The sequence below is a fragment of the Verrucomicrobiaceae bacterium genome, from assembly GCA_016713035.1.
In the GTDB taxonomy this organism is placed as follows: domain Bacteria; phylum Verrucomicrobiota; class Verrucomicrobiia; order Verrucomicrobiales; family Verrucomicrobiaceae; genus Prosthecobacter.
Genome location: JADJPW010000002.1, coordinates 588,965 through 609,059, shown reverse-complemented (window position 1 = coordinate 609,059; position 20,095 = coordinate 588,965). Strand labels below are relative to the sequence as shown.

The 20,095-nt window shown below is 57.6% G+C and carries 14 protein-coding genes; 8 read left to right on the top strand and 6 right to left on the bottom strand.

The window, feature by feature from the left end; all coding sequences use genetic code 11:
- Positions 1-98 precede the first annotated feature (98 nt).
- Positions 99-1,883, bottom strand: coding sequence for an NTPase KAP (locus IPK32_09610; protein MBK8092210.1), 1,785 nt, complete (start codon positions 1,881-1,883; stop codon positions 99-101).
- Between the two features lie 147 nt (positions 1,884-2,030).
- On the opposite strand from IPK32_09610, the gene IPK32_09605 reads away from it, so the two are divergent.
- From IPK32_09605 to IPK32_09585, 5 genes are all read left to right on the top strand, one after another.
- The gene (locus IPK32_09605) at positions 2,031-2,999 is read left to right on the top strand and encodes a XamI family restriction endonuclease (GenBank protein MBK8092209.1); all 969 of its coding nucleotides are present in this window, start codon (positions 2,031-2,033) and stop codon (positions 2,997-2,999) included.
- 15 nt (positions 3,000-3,014) lie between these two features.
- A complete protein-coding gene (locus tag IPK32_09600; GenBank protein MBK8092208.1) occupies positions 3,015-4,592 on the top strand; it encodes an Eco57I restriction-modification methylase domain-containing protein in 1,578 nt (525 codons plus the stop codon).
- Between the two features lie 239 nt (positions 4,593-4,831).
- The gene (locus IPK32_09595; GenBank protein ID MBK8092207.1) at positions 4,832-6,988 is read left to right on the top strand and encodes a hypothetical protein; all 2,157 of its coding nucleotides are present in this window, start codon (positions 4,832-4,834) and stop codon (positions 6,986-6,988) included.
- A gap of 35 nt (positions 6,989-7,023) precedes the next feature.
- Entirely contained in the window at positions 7,024-7,683 is a 660-nt protein-coding gene (locus tag IPK32_09590; protein ID MBK8092206.1) for a hypothetical protein, read from the top strand.
- A 71-nt stretch (positions 7,684-7,754) separates the two neighbouring features.
- A complete protein-coding gene (locus IPK32_09585) occupies positions 7,755-8,048 on the top strand; it encodes a hypothetical protein (protein ID MBK8092205.1) in 294 nt (97 codons plus the stop codon).
- 211 nt (positions 8,049-8,259) lie between these two features.
- Here the strand turns inward: IPK32_09585 and IPK32_09580 are convergent, their stop codons facing one another.
- Positions 8,260-9,363: an IS4 family transposase gene (locus IPK32_09580; protein ID MBK8092204.1), complete on the bottom strand. Its 1,104-nt coding sequence runs from the start codon at positions 9,361-9,363 to the stop codon at positions 8,260-8,262.
- A gap of 63 nt (positions 9,364-9,426) precedes the next feature.
- Here IPK32_09580 and IPK32_09575 point away from each other — a divergent pair, with 63 nt between their 5' ends.
- On the top strand, positions 9,427-10,284 hold the full coding sequence (locus tag IPK32_09575; GenBank protein ID MBK8092203.1) for an IS5 family transposase: 858 nt from the start codon (positions 9,427-9,429) through the stop codon (positions 10,282-10,284).
- Positions 10,285-10,518: 234 nt separating this feature from the next.
- Here IPK32_09575 and IPK32_09570 read toward each other — a convergent pair whose 3' ends face one another.
- Both IPK32_09570 and IPK32_09565 read right to left on the bottom strand, forming a co-directional pair.
- Positions 10,519-12,363 (bottom strand): hypothetical protein, encoded by a 1,845-nt coding sequence (locus IPK32_09570; protein MBK8092202.1) that lies wholly within the window; start codon positions 12,361-12,363, stop codon positions 10,519-10,521.
- Complete coding sequence (locus IPK32_09565) at positions 12,360-14,138, bottom strand: hypothetical protein (GenBank protein ID MBK8092201.1); 1,779 nt, start codon at positions 14,136-14,138, stop codon at positions 12,360-12,362. The genes IPK32_09570 and IPK32_09565 overlap by 4 nt, the downstream gene beginning before the upstream one ends.
- 177 nt (positions 14,139-14,315) lie before the next feature.
- On the opposite strand from IPK32_09565, the gene IPK32_09560 reads away from it, so the two are divergent.
- Positions 14,316-17,468 carry a type IV secretion system DNA-binding domain-containing protein gene (locus IPK32_09560; GenBank protein ID MBK8092200.1) on the top strand — a complete coding sequence of 1,051 codons (3,153 nt, stop codon included), beginning with the start codon at positions 14,316-14,318 and terminating at the stop codon, positions 17,466-17,468.
- Positions 17,469-17,524: 56 nt separating this feature from the next.
- Positions 17,525-18,841 carry a recombinase family protein gene (locus tag IPK32_09555; GenBank protein ID MBK8092199.1) on the top strand — a complete coding sequence of 439 codons (1,317 nt, stop codon included), beginning with the start codon at positions 17,525-17,527 and terminating at the stop codon, positions 18,839-18,841.
- Between the two features lie 151 nt (positions 18,842-18,992).
- On the opposite strand, the gene IPK32_09550 is transcribed toward IPK32_09555, so the two are convergent.
- Positions 18,993-19,352 (bottom strand): cupin domain-containing protein, encoded by a 360-nt coding sequence (locus IPK32_09550; protein MBK8092198.1) that lies wholly within the window; start codon positions 19,350-19,352, stop codon positions 18,993-18,995.
- 19 nt (positions 19,353-19,371) lie between these two features.
- Positions 19,372-19,971: a hypothetical protein gene (locus IPK32_09545; protein ID MBK8092197.1), complete on the bottom strand. Its 600-nt coding sequence runs from the start codon at positions 19,969-19,971 to the stop codon at positions 19,372-19,374.
- Positions 19,972-20,095: the final 124 nt, after the last annotated feature.

Sequence of the window (20,095 nt, the reverse complement as noted above, 5' to 3'; positions counted from 1 at the left end):
TTCTCGCCAACACGCGATTCTGCGTTTGCGTCCCCCAGGTTTGTTTGAGCGAAGACCAGTCTTGAATGGCGGCAGTCTCGGTGAAAGCAGATTCCCATTTAGACTCTAGACTCGCCTGCAACCCAAGGCCCAATTCGATCAACAGGCAGATCACGGGCAAAAGCAACCAGCATTCGTTGCAGCGGGACGTGGAGCTTCGCGAGAATACCCAAAGCCAAGACGCCTTTTGGCATGGTTTTGTAGTCATCGCTGGCGCGGATCTTTGAAGCAATGGCATCAAAGACGGCCTGAGCATCATCAGCTTTGAGCTGTCTCAGCTTCTCCGTAAACTGACCGACGACAGCCGGAGATGTAGTCGAAGCAAGACTCGCAACCAATTCATCCAGATCACCCCCCGTCACAGAGAATTGGAGTCTTCGATCTCGGGTCAACATCATGTAAGGCCGCAAGTCGATTGTTGCCAGTTTGGGACCGGTCACTGCCCATTGCTTAACGGCGGGGAGAGTTACCCACGCTTCCTTCCCGTCAGCATCTCCCTTTTCGGGCTCACTCTCGAGCTGCTTGATAGCGTCAGACTTCCCGTCACGACAAGCAACCACCGCTTGAACCAGTTGGTCGTAGCCACCTGCGGGCCAGAATCTCTCTGCCAACATGATCTTCGCCAAGACGGGACGCACGATCTCGGACCCAAACCCGCGAATTTGCGCAACCTCAAGCCTGAGCAGGAATGTATTCAGGAACCGCTTGATTTGTCGCGGGTTGCCTTTGGTTCCATCGGTCAGGGACACGGCAATCTGCTGACTCAGATCGATTGCTTCTTGCACCATTGGCGGAATAGTCGCGCCGAATTTCCGTCGAAGTTCCTTTGAGTCGAACGGCTCACGTTCCCAGGGTTTTCGAAGAACCTCCCTGGCCATCTCCCGCATACTTTCGAAGTATCCTTCCTCGGTCCCTTTCTTCTCGGATTGGGCGGCCTCAACCAGCAGCAACGCGAGGTAGAGTTGAGTCTCTGCAAGACCCATCGCTGGAATGCGAAAGGGCACCTGGATAAGCTTCTCCAAGTAGTTGCGAGCGTAACTGACACCACCAGCACCGAGCGGCAAATCTGGGAAATGGCGCTTCACAGCGTATTCGATCATGCCCTCGTCTGCGGCAATCACAATCGCCACTCGTGGCAGCGAAAGGAACAGCTTTGCCGCCTCAAGCGTTTCAATCGCAGTCTCGGGCAGACAACGATCAAGATCGTCGATCAACACGACGAGCCGGGTTATCTTGGCCGACACGATCAGATGCTCAAGCTCTTCCCTGAACTCATGCATTTGCTTGGGCAAGCTCGCGCCGGACTTCTCATCCTTCAGACACTCGCCCGCCGAATCAAGCGCAGCCGTAACGCCTTCCGCCGTGATCTCAGTGCCTGGCGATGTGATGGCCCCCTTGACGCGATCAGCAAGAAACTCGATAGCCGAGCCGATTGGCAATCCGGTGCCAACACTCGCCAACAAGCCCCCCGTCTTCTTCGCAATCTTGAACCAATCGAGCCGCCGGTATAGAGACTTGAACACCTTGCTGACCCCGGCCTTCGCATCACCAGTGAATGGACGTGCTTTTTCAAGCCCCTCCACGATACTTTCAAGAAAGACCGTCTTAGCATCGTCAAACCCCTGGAACAGCCAGCCATTGAATCGCAGGCACACGACGTTCTCGTCGTCTTTCATTCCGTCTTCGATCATCGCAAGGAGGCTCGATTTCCCAGCGCCCCAGTCACCATGTATGCCTATCGAGATTGGCTTTTGTTGATCGCTCCGCACCAAAGCGATGATGCTCCCTGCGATTGGCTCGTAGTAGAGCAGGTCCGTGTTGGTTTCGTTGTCGCTGAGGAACATGGAGAAAATGCGAATATGGGTATGTCGCAGTTCCAGATTATGCCCTACGGAACGAACTAGCAACAACCCATGACCCAAGTGGCAGAAGTTTCCCAAACAGAATACAATCTCATAGCCAACCGTTGATTGCCGACACAGAATCATACGATGAAACAGTCACCCATCAACCGTGCTCAACCCGACCGCTGGAAGGCCGACATTGCGCTGTCGGTGGACCTCTACAACAACTGGTTCATGCAGTTTGCGCCAGTCACGTTCCGCGAGGCCCGGGTGCGGACGACGAAGCAGGTCGAGGACGCCCTCAAGACGACGGCGAACCTGACGGACATCAAGCCGGAGACGTTGGCGGCGAATCCTGGTGTGCTGCCGATGCTGCGGATGGCGACTTGCCCACCTTTGGCTCGGGATCGATTGGTCGGTCTGGCAGGTGTGTCGAAGAACCTCGTGCTGCGAATGGAAGAAGGGAAAATGCCAGTGCGCTTCGGTGCCGAGGCGTCGGCGTCAGACCTCGCAAAGATCTCCACCATCATCCGCAAGATGGCGGACCCGGACATCTTCGTGTGGCTCGACCGCAAAAGCGCCGCGACCGCCGAAGAAGTCCACCGCGCGGCGACGGTGGTGGCGGATCGCCTTTGTGGCGCGGTTGCTGATCCCATTGTGCGCAACGCGCAGGAACGACGGCAGCTTGAGTTGATCGGCAAATGGCTGGAGGCGCGGGGGTACAAAAAGCTGGAAGCCGGTCAGGGGACGAAGTTCGACGAGATGCCGCCAGGAACCTATAGCTTCCGCATGAACGTGCCGGTGAAGCAGGAAGGAAGTGCGAAGACAGTGAACATCCCGATTGATGCGGTCATCATGCCGAAGTCGGCGAAAGCGAAGGAGCTGCCGCTATTGATCGAAGCGAAGTCGGCGGGCGATTTCACCAACGTGAACAAGCGCCGCAAGGAGGAAGCGCAAAAGATGGCACAGCTTCGCGGCACTTACGGGAAACAGGTGCGGTTCGCGCTGTTTCTGTGCGGCTACTTCGACAGCGGCTACCTTGGCTACGAGGCGGCTGAGGGGATTGATTGGGTGTGGGAACACCGCATCGACGACTTGTCACAGTTCGGTCTGTAGCCTAACGCTTCACCCATGACGACGCTGGAACAGAAACGCCTCGATTTGCTCTCGAAGCTCGACGCCGAGCGGTCGCAGGCGGAGCGCAACCGCATGGGGCAGTTCGGCACGCCGTCAGCGCTCGCAGGCGAGGTGATGCGAACGGCGTTGGCGATGCTGCCGCAGGGCGAGCGCGTTCGCTTCCTGGAGCCAGGCTTTGGCACGGGTTCATTCTACTCCGCGCTGCTAGACCAAGTGCCCAGCAAGCGCATCGAAGCCGCCGAGGGCTTCGAGATTGATCCCCACTATGGCGACGAAGCCGCGCGACTCTGGAGCGGCACCCCACTCGCGCTGCACCAGCGGGACTACCTCACCACGCCGCCGCCAACCGAGCGCGAGCGCTTCAATTTGCTCATCTCCAATCCGCCCTACATCCGGCACCATCACATCGAGGCGGAGCGGAAGCCCGAACTACAGCACATGGCTGCGCTACGCGCCGGGGTGAAGCTCAGCGGCTTGTCCGGCCTCTACTGCTACTTCTTGGCCGCCGCCCACGCCTGGATGCGCGAGGGCGGCATCGGCGTGTGGCTCATCCCCTCGGAGTTCATGGACGTGAACTACGGCTCGGAGCTGAAGCGCTACCTGCTGCGCGACGTGACGCTGCTACGCATTCATCGCTTCGATCCCGATGAGGTGCAGTTCGAGGACGCGCTGGTATCATCGGCCATCGTCGTTCTGAAGAAGGAACGCCCTTCGCCGCAGCACAGCGTCGAGTTCACCTTCGGCGGCACCTTGACCGAGCCGCGCATGCGCAAGAGCCTCCCCGCCGCGCAGCTTATGGGGGAAGCCAAATGGACACGCTTTCCCGTCAACGGTCGGCAGGAGCACTCGCGCCACGTCTTGTCCGATTTCTTTGCCATCAAGCGCGGTATCGCCACCGGCGGCAATGAGTTCTTTGTGCTGCCCTCCGACGAGATCGACCGCCGCCAGCTCCCCCGCCAGTTCTTCCGCCCCATTATTCCTGGCCCGCGCTGGCTTCAACAGGAAGTCATCGAGTCTGACGATGACGGTGTGCCGCTGCTCGACCGCAGCTTGTTCGTGCTCGACTGCTCGCTGCCGGAGGCGGAGGTGCGCAGCCGCTTCCCCACTCTCGCCGACTACATCGACGAAGGTGCGCAAAACGGCTACCGAGACCGTTACCTGTGCAGCCGCCGAACGCCCTGGTATAGCCAGGAGCAGCGCAAGGCACCGCAGTTTTTCTGCACCTACATCGGCCGCACCAACACGAAGTCAGGCCGCCCCTTCCGCTTCATTCAGAACAACTCATCCGCCATCGCAGCAAACACTTACCTCTTGCTCTACGCAAAGCCCGAGCTGCAATCTGCCCTCGACGCCAAGCCCGCCCTCAAAGCTGAGGTCTGGCGCATCCTCAACGACATCCCCCTGGAAACCCTCGTGCTCGGAGGCCGCGTCTATGGCGGTGGTCTGCACAAGCTGGAGCCGAAGGAATTGGCTAATGTGAATGCCGACAACCTGGCTGCCCTTGTTCATGGCGATAGCACCGCGAGGCTCAGCGCCCGCTCCGTAGCAGAACAGTTGGAAATGGCTTGGTGAGCGCTTAGTCTCAGCTCGTTTGAGATTGACGGGCCGCGCCTATTTCATGTAGGCGTGTTGCTGTATCAAGCTCTCTCCCACCAATGCCCGCAAGACCGGCATATTCTCAATCGGATGGCTCCGCTACTTGGCTGGGCCTGATGGGTTGTCTTTTCGGAATAGCCGCCATTTGCGCCTCGTTACCCGATTCGTTGTGTGGGCGATTTCTTCCCTCCTTCCCCAGCAAGCTGTTTCCTCCCTTGTTCACCACCGCGTTTGCTGCGGGATGGGTGGTGGGCGTTGTGCGGCTCAAAAGGGGCCAGGATGAGGCGCACGGTGCAATGTGGTCACAAGCCTCCATTGCGGGCTTTCTAACGGCTTTCGTGGCCTGTTTTGCGGCTTACACTGCCAGTGACATACCACTGGCAGTGGTGGCCCCATTCTTTGGACTGGGATTGCTTCCGAGTGCGCTCTTTGCCACTATCGGGGCCAGCACTGCCCAACGCGCCGGTATGCGCGAAGGAAGAATGGCTCTTGTCCTCAGCGCTGTTCTGCCCGCCGTCGCCGTGTTCGTCTGGCCGGTTGTTTACGCTGCGGGCAAGTTCACGGAAAAGCCTCCTGTCGTGATCCCGCCTGGACCCGCGCCGGTAGTAGTTTCCGAACCTCCCAAGCCCCGTTATGAGAAGCCTCCTGGATTCGATGATTCACACGCATGGAAACGTAGCGTCGTGAGTCAGGAGGTGATCCGCAATGCCGACCACAAATCCGTTCGCGTTCTCTCCCGTGACGAGCGCCGTCTCGCGTTCGTGACACATAACGGTGACGACTACCATTTGGCCGTTCGGCATCTCTACGACCCCGGTCCTGACTACGCGATTCAGACGCAAGGCGGGATAAGCGCGCTGGCGTGGTCGCCCGACGACCGCCGTATCATCTTCCTGGCCGCCAATACGGGATTGTTCTGGGTGTGCGAACCGGTGGCCGGCAAGATGGTTCAACTGCCAATTCCGAAGGTTGCCACAGACACGGTGGCAGGTCTTGCATGGTGGAAGGAAGAGGATGTCGTGGTGACACTCCGAAGCGGAGAAACACAGATGCTTTCTCTAGCAACATTAAGGCTGAAGTCCGCCAGCGAGAACGAAGCGTGGGCGAAGCTAACCGAAGCTGAACGCACGACTGTATTGAGAAGGCAAACGCTTCGCCCCAACGGTAAAGTTGGCTATGAGATACGATTCGACGGCCCAAAAACCTCCGTGGCTGCTCAAGATTTTGAGACAGCGTATGAGCAAGTGCTGATAGCGGACTTGGCCCGTTCTGGTGACGCATTTGCCAACCGCGACGGGAGCATCCTTTTTCTCTCCGAAGAAGCGCGTCTTCGAGTGCTTTACATGGACCTCCGAGCCGCGCCCACGCTACGGTTTATTGGCGAGGCGACAGAAGATTTTCCAACAGGGGATGCCGTCAGTGCCGCACTCGCCAAACGAGCCATTCGCGCCGTAGTTGCAGCGCCGATTGTGAATCCCCTCAACGGCAAGACCGTTGCTGGAGATCCGACAAACATTAGAGGCTATGCCCGCTTCACTGCGGCCAGCGGCAAGACCTGCTCGGTCTGGATTGAAAATGAGCTTCAACCGATTCGGGAGGGTGATGTGCTGATCTCACTTTCTGCGATTCAAGACGGAAGAGAATTCTCGGTTTCACCCAGTTGGTGGGCTGTCCTCACGAAAGCAGATAATAACCAATCTATTCCCCGGCGGGCTGATGTGCCGGTATCGCTGCCGTCACCATCTCGCGAACTTCCCCCGCTGCCGAAGCCTATTCCCAGCACCTTAGTGGTGCCAAAGCCAGCGGACCAGCGCAGCGCTCCGAACCCTGCTCCAACGCCCACAGTGGTCACACCTCCAGCAGTTCAACCCGCAGCACCAAACCCAAAGGACAGCTCTCCGAATACGTCTGCTGCAATGCCGGCTGTAGCACCGAAAACAGAGCCCGCCGCCGCACCGACTCAGAAGCGCCTTCCCACCATCGGAGCGGCTGATGTGAAGGAATTTGTTATTGGGCTGCATGAGAGCTACAGCCGCAAAGAACTCACCGCCACATCGCGCGGATACGCTGACACGTTTGAGTTTGAGGGCCACACCATAAACAGGGACAAATACCTGGATATGCTCCGCAATAGCTGGTCGCAATCGGACAGCGTTACCGAGGTGGCACTCGAACCGATCCGGGTAACCAGCCTCGGCGGGGGCAAATTCTCCGTCACCTACCGCACCGTGCGCACCTACCGGAAAGCAGGGTTCGCGCCGAAGATAGCGAAGGCAGGATGGGAAATAGAAATTCATCAAGAGCCTGAAGGGCTGCGGATCGTCAGGCAGACCTTCATTGAGCCAGATCGCTTGGGAGGGGCGGCTCGCTAGCCATGTTCGGAATCTGGAGACATCGAAGGCCGCAGGTGATCGATCACCAAGCGACCTACCTGGAGAACTTCTCCATCTCCCCCGGTGACCTCTACAAGGCCATTGAGAATGAGATTGCCGAGCGCAAGCTGCCTGACATTGAAGTGACTCGCGTGTTCTTCCGAGAAGGCGGCCTTCTCTCCGCCAATCGCGAATATCTGCGCATCCGCCGTGACCGGTTTGCTTATCTCGTGTGCGCCGCGCCGTGGGGCACCTCTTTCTTTTTCAGCACTCGCACAACTGAGATTCCATGCACACTGCGCTGGTGGGAGGCAGTTATTGCGATTGTGTTCCTCGGCGGCATTTTCATGGCTTACTGGCAGCTTCTGGGTTTGTGGTGGGGCATTGCGATCTTCGCCCTCAACGTCCTCGCTGCTTCGGTCCTCTGCCGTAATCTCATCGCGATGGGCTGGAATCGTCTTGATGATCTGCTCCTGCGATTGCCAGTCTTCGGCATCATCTATGAACTCTATCTTCGACCGGGCACGTTCTTCCGCGACGACACACGCGGGCTTTTTCAGAACCTCGTGCAGGCCATTGTGCATCGTCAGATTGCTGCGTTCACCGCGTCATCGGGTTTGAACCTGCTGGAGTTCAAAGACCTCAAACCGGAGCGTCCGCTTGCTGCGTTCCTGCGGAGGGTGCTGGGAGGCTGATGTGTGGGCAAGTTGGACAGATGAGCGGGCACCATGGTAAACAGCGGAGCAAAGCCCCTTCACTGAAAATCATGATCACATTCGATCCACCGACCATCCGGAACCCCGTCGTCCCGTTGGGTGAAGTCTTCCTCAGTTTGCAAGTAATGAAGAATCTGACCGATCATGATCTTGGTCAGGCACTTCAATCCCATCAAGCAGGAGACTGGGGAGTAGCGGACCCGCAGGTCCATCTTCTGAATCTTCAATCTCTCCACGAACATGCCGATGTGGTTTCCCGTTACAGGGCGATCAATGGTAGGCATTTCTGGGTTCAAACAGACTTCCAGAAAAACGAGACCAAAGTCTATCTGGCTCTCGATTGAGCTAGGTTCTCCGCCAGCCCCCTCAGGGCTGGTTTTCTGTTTTAGACCACAGCCATCCCATAGCCCTCGGAAACTGACGGGCAAGCGAGTGGTTTGCGAAGGGAGGGCGGCTTAAAAGCGGAGCAGGGCGAGTTGAGTTTTTACGGCCTAAAGCGCGGTTATGCAGGCATATCACGCGGGTGCTGTCCCATGAGATTGCGTGCCCGCAGGCTCAAACCCTGGCAACCACGAGGTATGCGGACTGCCCAGTATTTTGAAACTGCCACCTGCTGTCCCATAGCTTTGTAAAACGCCAAGCAGATCGAGCCGTTCCCACATCGACGCGCGGGCCACAGCAAAGAGCCGCGTGAAGCTGTGGCCCCACTGGCTCATGTGTGCGGCGAAGCGCAGCAGCACATACACCAGCAGCGCTGTCCACACCTGCCAGCGGATCGCGTTGGCGTTGTGCCCCAAAAAAGTCGCCGAGCTTGAGTGTTTGCTTCACCTGTTTGAAGAACACCTCAATGTCCCAGCGGGCGCGGTAGAGGTCGCAGACGCTGCGAGGACTCCAATGGGTGTTGTTGGTGATGAAGACCATCAGGCGCTTCTCGCCATCGACCTCCACCCATGCCTCGACCCGCCGCACGGTCCAACCGGAGAGCGACTTCCACTTCGTCCCGGTGAGCTTGACGATCTGATCCTTCACAATGCCGCTGCCTTTGACCACCGGCAGGTTGCGAAGGGCGCGGTAGCGGAGGTTGTCCTTGGCGCGGGTGACCCACTGCACGCCGCGCAAATCGAGATCATGCAGGTGGGCGAAGTCCACATACGCCTTGTCAAAGACGACCACTTCGCCCTCTTTCAATCCGGCGCAAAGCTCACGGGCGCGCTTGTTGTCATGCTCGCCGGCGCTGCCCACGATGGCGAAGGTGGGCAGGAAGCTGTTCAAGCTCAGGCGCAGGTGCATCTTGGCGGCGGCCTTGCGGCGGCGGTGCCTGGCCCAGCCCATGCAGTTGGCCACCAGTTCCATCACAGTGGAGTCAACCGCGTGAATCCTCACTTTGAAACGGTGAAGCGGAGCGCGTGAACTGCGGCCGGGCCGCTGAGAGCAAAGCTCGCATCGCAATGATGCAGATGTTCGAGCGTGCGCCAGAAGACCAGGCTCGGTGAAGCGAGCGTCGCGCTCCTTGTTGGCGTGGGAGAGGTTGTTGCGCGAGGGCGGGGTGAGGCCAAAGGCGGCGATGGCGCGGGTCTTGAGCCGCAGCCAGTCGCAGATGTCGTTGAGGCTCAGGGCGTGGGCGAGCTGGGCGAAGATCATCGTGCCGAGGTGGCTCATGACACTAAGAGCCTATCCGGCAAAAAGTTGTAGCCAGTAAAAGCTGAAAGTGGAAGTTGGGCGATGCCAGCCAAGCCCTATCAACCAGCCGGTTACGATTCTGATCTCAGCGATGCGGAATGGGAACTCATCAAGCCTATCATCTACCCGGCTGGCGCGAAGCGTTGTCGAGGCAGGCTGCGAGCTCCCGACTCCGCCCGAATCTGTCTGGACACCATCCGCTATGTGCTCAAAACGGGCTCTCAGTGGTCGATGATCCCCAAGAACCTCGCGCCCCGCAGCACCGCTCACGACGCCTTGAGTAAATGGACCGAGCAGGGCTTGTGGCCCAAGCTCAACGACGCCCTGCGCACCCAGACACGCCTGATGCTAAAAAAACGCCATGCCCAGCGCCGCTGTCATCGACAGCCAAAGCGTCAAAGGCGGGCAGCTACCGGCTGTGGCTGCGGTTACGACGCGGGCAAGAAGATCAAGGGACGCAAGCGCCACGCGCTCACCGACACCAACGGCCTGCTGCTGGGCGTGGTGGTCACGCCCGCCGACGTGCAAGATCGTGACGGCGCAAAGCTGCTGTTGTGCATGTTTTGCCATGGCTTCCTGAGCCTGCTGATGATCTTTGCCGATGGTGGCTATGCCGGGAAGCTGGAGACCTTCGTGCAGAGCATGGGACAACTCTTCGGTCACGGAGCGAGTTTTGCCTTGGGGATCATCAAGAAGCTCGAAGACCAGAAGGGCTTCGTGGTGCTGCCGCGCCGCTGGGTCATCGAGCGCAGCTTTGGCTGGCTGGTGAAGCAACGCCGACTCACACGGGATCACGAGAAGAACCCGCGCCATCACGAAGCCTTTGTTTACCTCGCCTTCATCGGCATCATGGCCAGACGCCTCACCTCGTTACAACCTGTCGAACCTTTTGCCGGATAGACTCTAAAGGTCCGCGCCTTGGCGTCCACGCCGGTCTCCCTGGCAGCGGTGCTGATGATGCTGCGCGGTATGAGCTTGAGAATCTGGCCGAGAACGTTGATGTGATGGCGTGCTGGCTGGGTGGCTTGGGTGTGTTTTGGTTTTGACATCGCAATCCAAATCAAACCACTTCTCGCCCTCAGTCAGCACACTTCACACCCCTCTGCCTAGCCGCCTTATGGGATGGCTGTGGTTTTAGACCAGCCTTCTGGAGAACGGACAAGGCGCGAACTCACGGGCCTGCATACCCCGCTTCCGTGCAAAACTGCCTGGCGAAAGACGGTAAATGTGAAGCTCGGGCTTCACGCTACCGAGTGATGCAACCTCGGCACTGAGATCAATCACATCGCCCGGCTTCGGCTTAATTAACGGGTTTTCTGTCCGTGGCTGAACGACACACGATCCCTGCGGAGCACCACCATTAGTCGCATGAGAATCTGACACCACAATGGTCGAATACAGACGGTAACTATCCGCAATCGCCATGTGTTGAAAGTGTTCGGGCCTGGGATTGTTGGCGCAGACGAAAAGAAAATCTAACTGCTTGGCCCCACGTTGCAGAACATCAAGAGCATTGCTTTCCCTGTAATCTGAGCAGATGACAACCGCAAAATTCCCGATTTCCGTGTTCTCAAACAAATGGATACCGCCCTTGGCGAAGAGGCGGTCATGCTCATACTTCGAAGGGAAGTGTTTATATTGCTCAACGAGCGGCCTGCCAGGGAATTGCACACCTACGGTGTTAAAATCCAATCCGCTCCTCTCGTGACGACCTCCTTCAATACCTGCGATACAAATCACTTTACCTTTCGCGACCTCTTGGAAAAAAGCACCCGAATCCGAAGAGGGAATGAATAATTCAGGCAATACCAGCACATGGGCTCCAGCACTGGCTGCCTGTCGGAGCAATACTGAGGCGGCTGTTCGCAGCTTCCCTCTGCATTCATCTTTGAGCCGCGTCTCATTCTCTCTGTAGCATTCAGGCGGGACACCCACAGAAGCCACCGCAATCACTACCTCTTCCAGAGACCTCTGATCAAAGGAATGATGAGTCAGTGACAGCTCAATGCCAGTTCGTTGCTCGGCAGGTGGAGTTAGGTCGATCTTGAAAATTTTGGGCAGCGGTGGTCTTGCCTGATTGGGGCGAAAATGCTCAAGCAACGAGCAGTGAACATCACGCTGAATGCCATCGAGCATTTTGCCAAAATCCTTCACGATCACCTCGAAATCATCGCTGGATGGTGCCGTCGCAGGCAATCTCAAATGCTGTCCGTTCCAATGATAATGATGAATACCGGCACTACTCCTTTCACCAGTGACCAACTGGAGGTTATCTTTTGACTTCGAGAACGCTCCGAGCACTGTTTCCCATGCGGGGCTGACATCCATCGCATTTGCGAACAGCTCCTCTGCCGCCATCTGCAATTCACGAGCGTAACGCACAACTGCCTGACCGACATCCAGAATGCCGCGAACTCGCAGAGCTGCACAGGAAAGCACACGCTGTTTCTCCAAAAGCGCCGGCACTTCATCGTCGTTTAGCTCCACGTATTTCGCAGGCCAATGATTCCCATCACCGTTAAAATCGCCGTCGCTGGTCTTCACTTTGAACAGCGCATTCTTGATCCGAACTTGGGTGTTACCCGGAGCGGACGCCAGATACCTCACAAGAAACTCACGGCTCTCCTGACGACAGCTCCAACACTCGTTTTTGTCTTCATAAGCAGCAAGGCATTCCCCCAAACTCGAAAGATGTGGGACGATCTCTGCAACACGCCCCCGGACAAACTCATAAGCCACTATGCTTGCTGCGGATGGCATGGAGCCATGACCAAAGCAGCGCTTGATGTCGTAAAACTGGGCGTTGAGAGTTAAGTAGTGATTGCGACAAGTCGATAGCCACAAAACCATTTTGGGAGGGCTGGGGTGCTTCTCCACCATCTCCGCGATTTCACAAAACACTTCTGCAAATTCGGTGTCCTCACTTGTAGGATCCTCCCCGTTGATGGGAGGTGGGCGATCAGCGGTTAGTTTGCTCATGGCTCACTCGAATCGGAATGCACAGGCTTAAGTTTGCCCGTCCTAATCATGTAATAGGAGATTGCCGTTTCGGTGTCATCCAAAATGCTACCAGGCAACGAGGCAACGAATCCTCGCGTTGCCACCTGAGGTTCCAAAAGTTCCCCATAGCTGCTCGAAAAACTGAGCGCGCTGAGCAGCTTGCTAAGGCGCTGAACGCTGAAGGTAATATTTTTCTCTTCTGCCGCCTGTGCCACCGCCCACTGCACACGGTGACAAGCTTTGTCCCATAGCATATTTTCCCCTTTGCGGTAAACCCTGAACCATCTGTCTCCATAGCGGGCGAATGTCGGGACAAGGCTCCCGTTATCCACGGTCATGTCAAGAACCACGCTCAGCGCATAATAAAAACTGTCGCAAGGTTGCTGCTTGAAGCCCGATTCTTTGAGGAGATCGGCAACAAGCAAAATCATGTCGTGGAAAGTCGGCCCTACCTTCAACCGAAGGTAGGGATCTTTGCGGACCGCCTCTCGAGTGTAAGGGAAATCTAATTCGTATTGTTCAGGCGCTTCCGCGCCAACGAGATCTGCTAGTGCTTCAATGATTGCCTTGACGCAGGAAAAACTGTCAAAACCTTCCTCTATTTTGACAGGGCAAAGTTCTTTGAATTTATCACATGCTCTGGGCAGCAACTTCGCTTTAACCCCTTTGTAGAAGGGGGATTCCTGGCTGGGCGAATCTGCTTGACCAGTTTTTCGGGTTGTCGCAACCCGTGCTTCTAATTGATGGACATCCAGTGAGAAAGATTTGAGGGCGTCGCCAAATATCATCTCGCAATCTTTCCCGCCAAAGGAATCAGCCAGATTGAGGGCCAGAACCTGGTCCAACTGTTGACAAAACGGGTCAGTCAGAAGCCAGTCAAGAGCATGGACATAAAGTTTGATGGAAAGCGATCCAATCTCACGCAGGTTCGAGTCGGGGCAGCGCTTTTCAAGCAGCGCGGTTAAGTGTTCTCGGATAGCCAGTGACAGGGGATGCTCCACGCTGAGAGTTTGGTCATTCAATTCCGGCGGAATCGCCATCGGCACTACGAGGCAGGATTTCGTTTCATCATCAAAGTAGAGGCGTATCTTTGAATGCTCTACCCGTGCGCCATCTGTAGAAGATTGGGGTTGAATCAACGAGACACGTTTAGCCCGCGAATTGTGATATGGAGCTGGCAGGGTGCTCAGTCGGCCTTTATAAAGATCGGTGAGGCATCCCATGATCTCAGATGCTGTTGCGTATGGCGCAGCATAGCTTCCCTTGATGATAGGAAAGGCTAGGTCATAAGGCTTGGACAACCGGGAGATCAATACAGGCACCTTGACCACATGATTTGCATACTCAGCATCATCAAGTTCATGCGTTACGACTGTCGTGCTCTTGTCTGCTACTCTGGAGGTTTTCTTGCGGCAAAGTGTAAAGACCTCGACCGCCACCGCCCCACAAACGCGAAGGTCTCGACTGATCTTATCCACAGTGCTGCCGACATTCAGCATATCGTCAACGATTGCCACTCTGGCACCACGAATCTCTTCGTAGCAAAACGGAATCGCAACATCGGAGATGACGAGGACTTCCTCCCCGAAAGAGAGACTGAATAGTTCAGCAAGACGCGGCATCTTGCGCGCAACGAGGATGACCACGTCGAATCCCCCTTCGGCAACTCTGTCCGCCATTTTCTTCCAAAGCCATTCATTCCTCGCATCAAAGTCGAGGGCGCGGCCACTTTTCTCAATTTGGGTATTATTCACAGCACGTTACAAAAGGGGCGAAAGGCTAGCAGGGCTGCGGTTGCCCGCAACCTTCTTGTGACCAACAAAAGGTGGAGATGCTTTGGTTTTCTTAAGCTTTGTATGTCTGGGGCGTGTGGCGGGCAAGAGAAAATCACGGTTTGATTGAATTGCTCGATAGCTGGACAACTTGTGTGGATGGGCTGGCTAGACGAAGCACTAACCGATCAGTTCTACCGCTGGGAGCTTCGCGGGCGTGGCTGGCTGCATTACGATGCACCTGTTTCCATCGAGCCGCCTTTCCGCCCGTTCTTTGGTCACTTCCTGCCGCAGCGCGGTGTGCAGCGGGTGGACGATGGCAGGCGTGCGACTTTCGGCAGCAGGCTGTTCGAGGGTGTGGGCAAGATGCTTTCACCGCAATCATCCACAGCAAAAGCGGAGGACGAGCCAGACGAAGAACCCGGCCCGTTCTACGAGCAGCGAGGCGAGCTTGTCGAGCTTCAGATCAACCTGCCGGACATCAAAGGCGTGAACCAGGACGCGATGGAGTCGTGGCTACTCTCGCTCTCATCGTGCCGTGAACCCATCGCTTTCGAGCTGATCGGCACAGAGCGTGAGATCGTGGCACAGTTCGCCGCAGGCCAGGGCGATGCGGCACTGTTGGGCCAGCAGATTGCCGCTCACTTCCCCGGAGCGGAGACCGTTCAACAGGCCAGCTACCTGCACGACCAGTGGCGCGAGGCCGGAACTGAAACGGCAATCGTTGAGCTTGGGCTGGCGGAGCCATTCATGATCCCGCTCGCGAAGTCGCGCGGTGACATCTTCGTGAGCATGGCGGCAGCGATGTCCGACCTCGCACCCGGCGAGCTGGCAGTGTTTCAAGTCATCTTCGAGCCGACGCGTCACGCTTGGGCGGAAAGCATCCTGCGTTCGGTGACGGACAACACGGGCGGCGCGTTCTTTGCCAATCGCCCCGATTTGGTGCGGCAGGCACGGGAGAAGATTCGGTCGCCTCTCTTCGCCGCCGTCGTGCGCATCGCCGTCTTTGCCGATGACCAGGAGCGCGCCCGCGAGCTGTCCCTCAACATGGCCTCGTGTCTCCGGGCGTTCACGCAAGTCGGTGGCAACGAGCTGATGCCGCTGTCCGCGAACGAATACCCCGCCGACGCACACGAGGAAGATGTGTTACGCCGACAGAGCCGACGCGCGGGAATGATGCTGAACGCGGAGGAACTCACCGGCTTCGTTCACCTGCCCACGAGTGCCGTCGCCACATCCAAGCTACGTCGTGACACTGGTAGCACGCGCCCAGCGCCAGCACACCTTACCGAGCAGGCCGACCTGCTGCTCGGCATCAATCAGCACTCAGGCCAGGACGCTGCCGTCTGGCTGCGCATGGATCACCGTGTCCGCCACACGCACATCATCGTCGGCTCCGGCTACGGCAAAACCACTTTCCTTTTCAACTGCATCCGCCAGGACATCGAGAACGGCTTTGGCTGCGGGTTGCTCGACCCGCACGGCGATCTCGCTGACCGCTTGCTCGATTTCATTCCACGCGACCGCCTTGATGATGTGGTGATCGTCGATCCAACCGATGAAGAAGCATCCGTCGGTTTCAACATCCTCGCGGCGCACAGCGACTTCGAGAAGGACCTCATCGCGTCCGACCTTGTGGCGGTGTTTCGTCGCCAGTCATCGAGCTGGGGTGAGCAGATGGAGAGTGTGCTCCATCACGCGATCCTCGCATTTCTGGAAAGCTCACGCGGTGGCACCATCGCAGACTTGAAGAACTTCCTGCTCGATGCCGGAACACGGAACGAGTTCTTGAAGACTGTGCGCGATCCCGATGTCGTCTTCTACTGGAAGAAGGGCTTCCCACAGCTTGGTGGCACGCGATCCGTTGGCCCCGTGGTCACTCGGCTAGAGAAGTTCCTCGCACGCAAACCCGTGAAGCGCATGGTGTCGCAGCGTGTCAATAAACTCGACTTCGCCGACATCCTCGACAGCGGGAAGATTTTCATCGCTAAGCTCCCCCAAGGCCAGATCGGCGCGGAGAACGCTTATCTGCTCGGCACACTCCTTGTCTCCAAGTTCCAGCAGATGGCGATGGCTCGTCAGCGGATGCGCGAGGAAGAGCGTCGCCCGTTCTTCCTGTATGTGGACGAGTCCGCAAACTTCCTTACGCCCTCAATGGCGGAGATTCTGTCCGGCGCACGCAAGTATCGCCTCGGACTGATCCTCTCGCACCAGAGCCTCAGCCAGCTCAAAGCTGAGCCTGAAGTCACCGGAGCACTCGATGCCAGCGCCTGCACCCGCATCGCTTTCCGCGTAGGTGACCAAGATGCGCGAGCACTGGCTGATGGATTCTCGCACTTCGACGCCCGTGCCTTGCAGAACCTCAGTATCGGCGAAGCCATCTGCCGCGTGGAGCGCAGCGATCTTGATTTCAACCTCACCACGCTCCCCGCGATGGAGCACTTTGAAGAGACGACCTATGCAGGGCGAGACGAGGTGACAGCGCACTCCCGCGCGGCTTACGGAACGACTATCGCCGATCTGGACGAGTTGCTGCAACAGACGATCAGTGAAGCCGAAGTGGTCGAGGCTGAGACAGACGAAGGTCTTGAGCCAGCGGCCGCACCACCCAAAGCGGAAAAGACCCGTCCCATTGCAGACGAACCCGCAGTGGTAAACACCCCCACAGAAGATGCCGTCGCTGTAACGGCCAACGCTTTCGAAGCACCGCCCAGAGCGCCATCCCCGAAGCCTTTCGCCCCAACCGAAGTTCGTGCTGACGTGGCAGAGCTAGGACGCGGCGGCGACCTGCACCGTGCTGCGCAGAACGAACTGAAACTCGTAGCAGAGTCACTCGGCTTCCGAGCGACGATTGAGCGACAGCTACCGGGAACCCAGGAGACCGTGGACCTGCACCTCCAGTTCAACGAGCAAGTGATCGGTTGCGAGATCAGCGTCACCAACACACTGGACTACGAAGTCCGCAATGTGGCGAAGCTGCTTCGCGCTGGAATACAGTCGGTGGCGATGGTGGCACTTGATGCGGCGAAACTCGCGAGGCTCGAACCTGCGATCCGCAACAGCCTGTCTCCAGATGACAGCCCAAAAGTCCGCTGCTTCCTCAAGGCGGATTTCGTGGAGCTCCTGCAATCACTGATCCTCGAAGCGCCCCCAACACCCCCGAGCGAAACCGAGCCGCGAAAAGTGAAGGGATGGACCGTGAAGCGCACCACTGTCCAGCTCAGTGCCGACGAGCTAAAGAAGCGTGAGGGTGAGATCGCATCGGCGCTTGCCGACAGCGTGAGGCGCAGAGCAGGCCAGAAGAAAAAGTGAGTCACCAAGAAGGAGTTACTTGATGACCGAAAACGGAGCAGTATTTTCAAAGCGCGATGAATACTTTGCCAATTAGTGATCAATCCGCGAAGCGTGTCGGCATTTGGATTCGGGTATCCAGCGAAGAGCAAGCGCAGGGCGACAGCCCCGCACACCACCGCGCCCGTGCCGAGATGTATTGCACGTCACGAGCCTGGAAAGTCGTCGAGGTCTATGACCTTGCGGGAGTCAGCGGCAAGAGCGTCGTGGACCACCCGGAAGCGCAGCGCATGATGGCTGACGTGAAGCGAGGCCACATCCAAGCACTCGTTTTCTCCAAGCTCGCCCGACTCACGAGGAACGCCAAAGAGTTGATGGACTTTAGTGAGTTCTTCCAGCAGAACCACGCCGATTTGGTTTCCCTCAGCGAGAGCATCGACACCAGTTCGCCCGCAGGCAGGTTGTTCTACAACCTCGTCGCCAGCATGGCGCAATGGGAGCGCGAGGAGATCACCGACCGCATCAAGAGTTCCGTTCTGGTTCGCGCCAAGCTCGGCAAGCCTCTCAGCGGCAAAGCACCCTACGGCTACATGTGGAAGGACAAGAAGCTCGTGGTGAACCCCGACGAAGCCCCAATTCGACGCCTGAGCTACGAGTTGTTTGACAAGCACCAGCGCATGAAGACCGTGGCCCGTATCCTCAACGAACGCGGCTACCGCACCCGCCTCGGCAAGCAGTGGTCCGACATGGCCGTGCGCTTCCAGATCAAAGACCCGACGGCGAAGGGTATCCATCGCCGCAACTACACGCGCAACCTCGGCAAAGGCAAAACGTGGGGCCTCAAACCAGAGGGCGAGCACATCTTCAATGAGGTTGAGGCGATTGTGTCACCAGAGCTGTGGGAGCGCTGCAACGCCGTCCTGGATGATCGCTACATGAAGCGCGAGCGGCCCGCGAAAAAGCCCGCACACCTGTTCTCCGGCTTCGTGGTCTGCCACTGCGGCAACAAGATGTATGTGCCGATGAAAACGCCGAAATACACCTGCCAGAAGTGCCGCAACAAGATCGCCTGCGCCGACCTGGAAGAGATATTCCTGGAGGAGGTGAAAAGCTACCTCGTCAACCCGGCCAACGTGCAAGGCTACCTCAGCAAGTCCGGCGAGGTGCTGGGCGAGAAAGAAACCCTGATCGCCCAACGGCAACGAGAATCCGCGAAGCTCAAGAGCGACACCGACCGGATGCTGCGGCTCTACCTCGATGGCAGCGTGACATCGGAAGACTTCAAACGGTTCAACGACCCACTCGTCGAGCAGAGGCAGCAGCTCGACGACGAACTCGTCCGCCTCCAGGCCGAGATCGATGTGCTGAAAATCGACTCCCTGTCCGGTGAATAACTCATCTCCGAAGCGCTCGACCTACACTCACGATGGCCGTCCATGAGCGAAGACGAGAAGCGCCGGATCGTCGAACAAATGGTCCGAACGATCCAGATCGGCGACGGCGAAATCGAGTTCAACCTCGTCCAGCTACCCTCCTATAAAGAAATCACAAATTGGCAAAATACGTATCCTCGTGGCTGTAAGGCGGAGCGCAGCAGCAGAGGAAGCGGAGGGGCTGGGTGGCGGTAATTTGATGCCAGGAGCCGGGTGGGATGAGGATCGCGTCGCCGGGGCGGATGTGGCGTGTTTCGCCATCGATTTCCATGATGCCTGCCCCCTCTAGGATGAAATAGAATTCCTCGCTGAGCCGGTGGTAGTGCCGTGCGGTTGGGGAGCCGACTGGGACGCTCGCTTCGGCGAGGCTCTGGTTTTCTACCGGAGCATTGGTGCGGTCGAGGAGGCTGCGGATGGTGCTGCCGTCTTTGGTGGTGAATGGCGCCTGCGCAGCTAGGGCATTGATGGTCATGCGACGTGGCAGTGAGAAATCACGCGGCGGCGAGGCTACCGAGCACGGGAATGGTTTTCTCACGACGCAGTGTGGCTTCCGTATTGTATGCGGCTAGTAGCATGCAGGAGAAGGCCAGATCACTCAGCAGGGACTTGTAGAGGAAAATGGTGGTGGGTGGGAGTCCTGGAAGGCCGCTCGTCAGGGCCTGCATCCAGCCAGAGAGGTTTTTCACATAACCTGGATCGACGATCCAGGAGATGGTGTTGGTGATCAAATAGAAGCCAAACGTGCAGCCGATGACGCCCAGGAGGCTACCGAGCAGGCCCAAGCGCCCACGCTGACCACTGGCGATCCATGCTGCGAGTGCGTAGCAAGCATAGACGGCGATGGCTTCCCCGTGGAGCACGGTTTGTAGCCCACGGGCACTCAGATCGACGAGGATGAGTAAGGCTGGCGTGAGCCAGAAGGGCATCCGGCGGGAAATGACCAGCGTGCCGGTGAAGGCTAGAGCCATCCACGGAGCGAAATTCGTCCATACATCACTGCTGACCCATCCTGCGAGCTTGAGGTAGCGGAAAATGCCAGCGGCGAGCACCAAGAAGAGCGGCAGGATCAGGAAAAGTCGGTTTTTGGTCATGGGCGGTGAAGGTAGATTCCAACTGGGATGTGCCAAGCTCAAAGTTCAGCCGATTGCGGTGCCCGAAAGAAAACCGCGATCTGAGGGTGAGCTCAGATCGCGGTCCTGGGGGGGGCGTGGCAGA

Excerpts from the sequence above, each read along its gene's own strand:
- IPK32_09550 (MBK8092198.1), bottom strand. The coding sequence starts at position 19,352 with ATGACCATCAATGCCCTAGCTGCGCAGGCGCCATTCACCACCAAAGAC.
- IPK32_09600 (MBK8092208.1), top strand. The coding sequence starts at position 3,015 with ATGACGACGCTGGAACAGAAACGCCTCGATTTGCTCTCGAAGCTCGAC.
- IPK32_09545 (MBK8092197.1), bottom strand. The coding sequence starts at position 19,971 with ATGACCAAAAACCGACTTTTCCTGATCCTGCCGCTCTTCTTGGTGCTC.
- IPK32_09570 (MBK8092202.1), bottom strand. The coding sequence starts at position 12,363 with ATGAGCAAACTAACCGCTGATCGCCCACCTCCCATCAACGGGGAGGAT.
- IPK32_09605 (MBK8092209.1), top strand. The coding sequence starts at position 2,031 with ATGAAACAGTCACCCATCAACCGTGCTCAACCCGACCGCTGGAAGGCC.
- IPK32_09555 (MBK8092199.1), top strand. The coding sequence starts at position 17,525 with ATGAATACTTTGCCAATTAGTGATCAATCCGCGAAGCGTGTCGGCATT.
- IPK32_09575 (MBK8092203.1), top strand. The coding sequence starts at position 9,427 with ATGCCAGCCAAGCCCTATCAACCAGCCGGTTACGATTCTGATCTCAGC.
- IPK32_09560 (MBK8092200.1), top strand. The coding sequence starts at position 14,316 with ATGGGCTGGCTAGACGAAGCACTAACCGATCAGTTCTACCGCTGGGAG.
- IPK32_09585 (MBK8092205.1), top strand. The coding sequence starts at position 7,755 with ATGATCACATTCGATCCACCGACCATCCGGAACCCCGTCGTCCCGTTG.
- IPK32_09610 (MBK8092210.1), bottom strand. The coding sequence starts at position 1,883 with ATGTTCCTCAGCGACAACGAAACCAACACGGACCTGCTCTACTACGAG.
- IPK32_09580 (MBK8092204.1), bottom strand. The coding sequence starts at position 9,363 with ATGAGCCACCTCGGCACGATGATCTTCGCCCAGCTCGCCCACGCCCTG.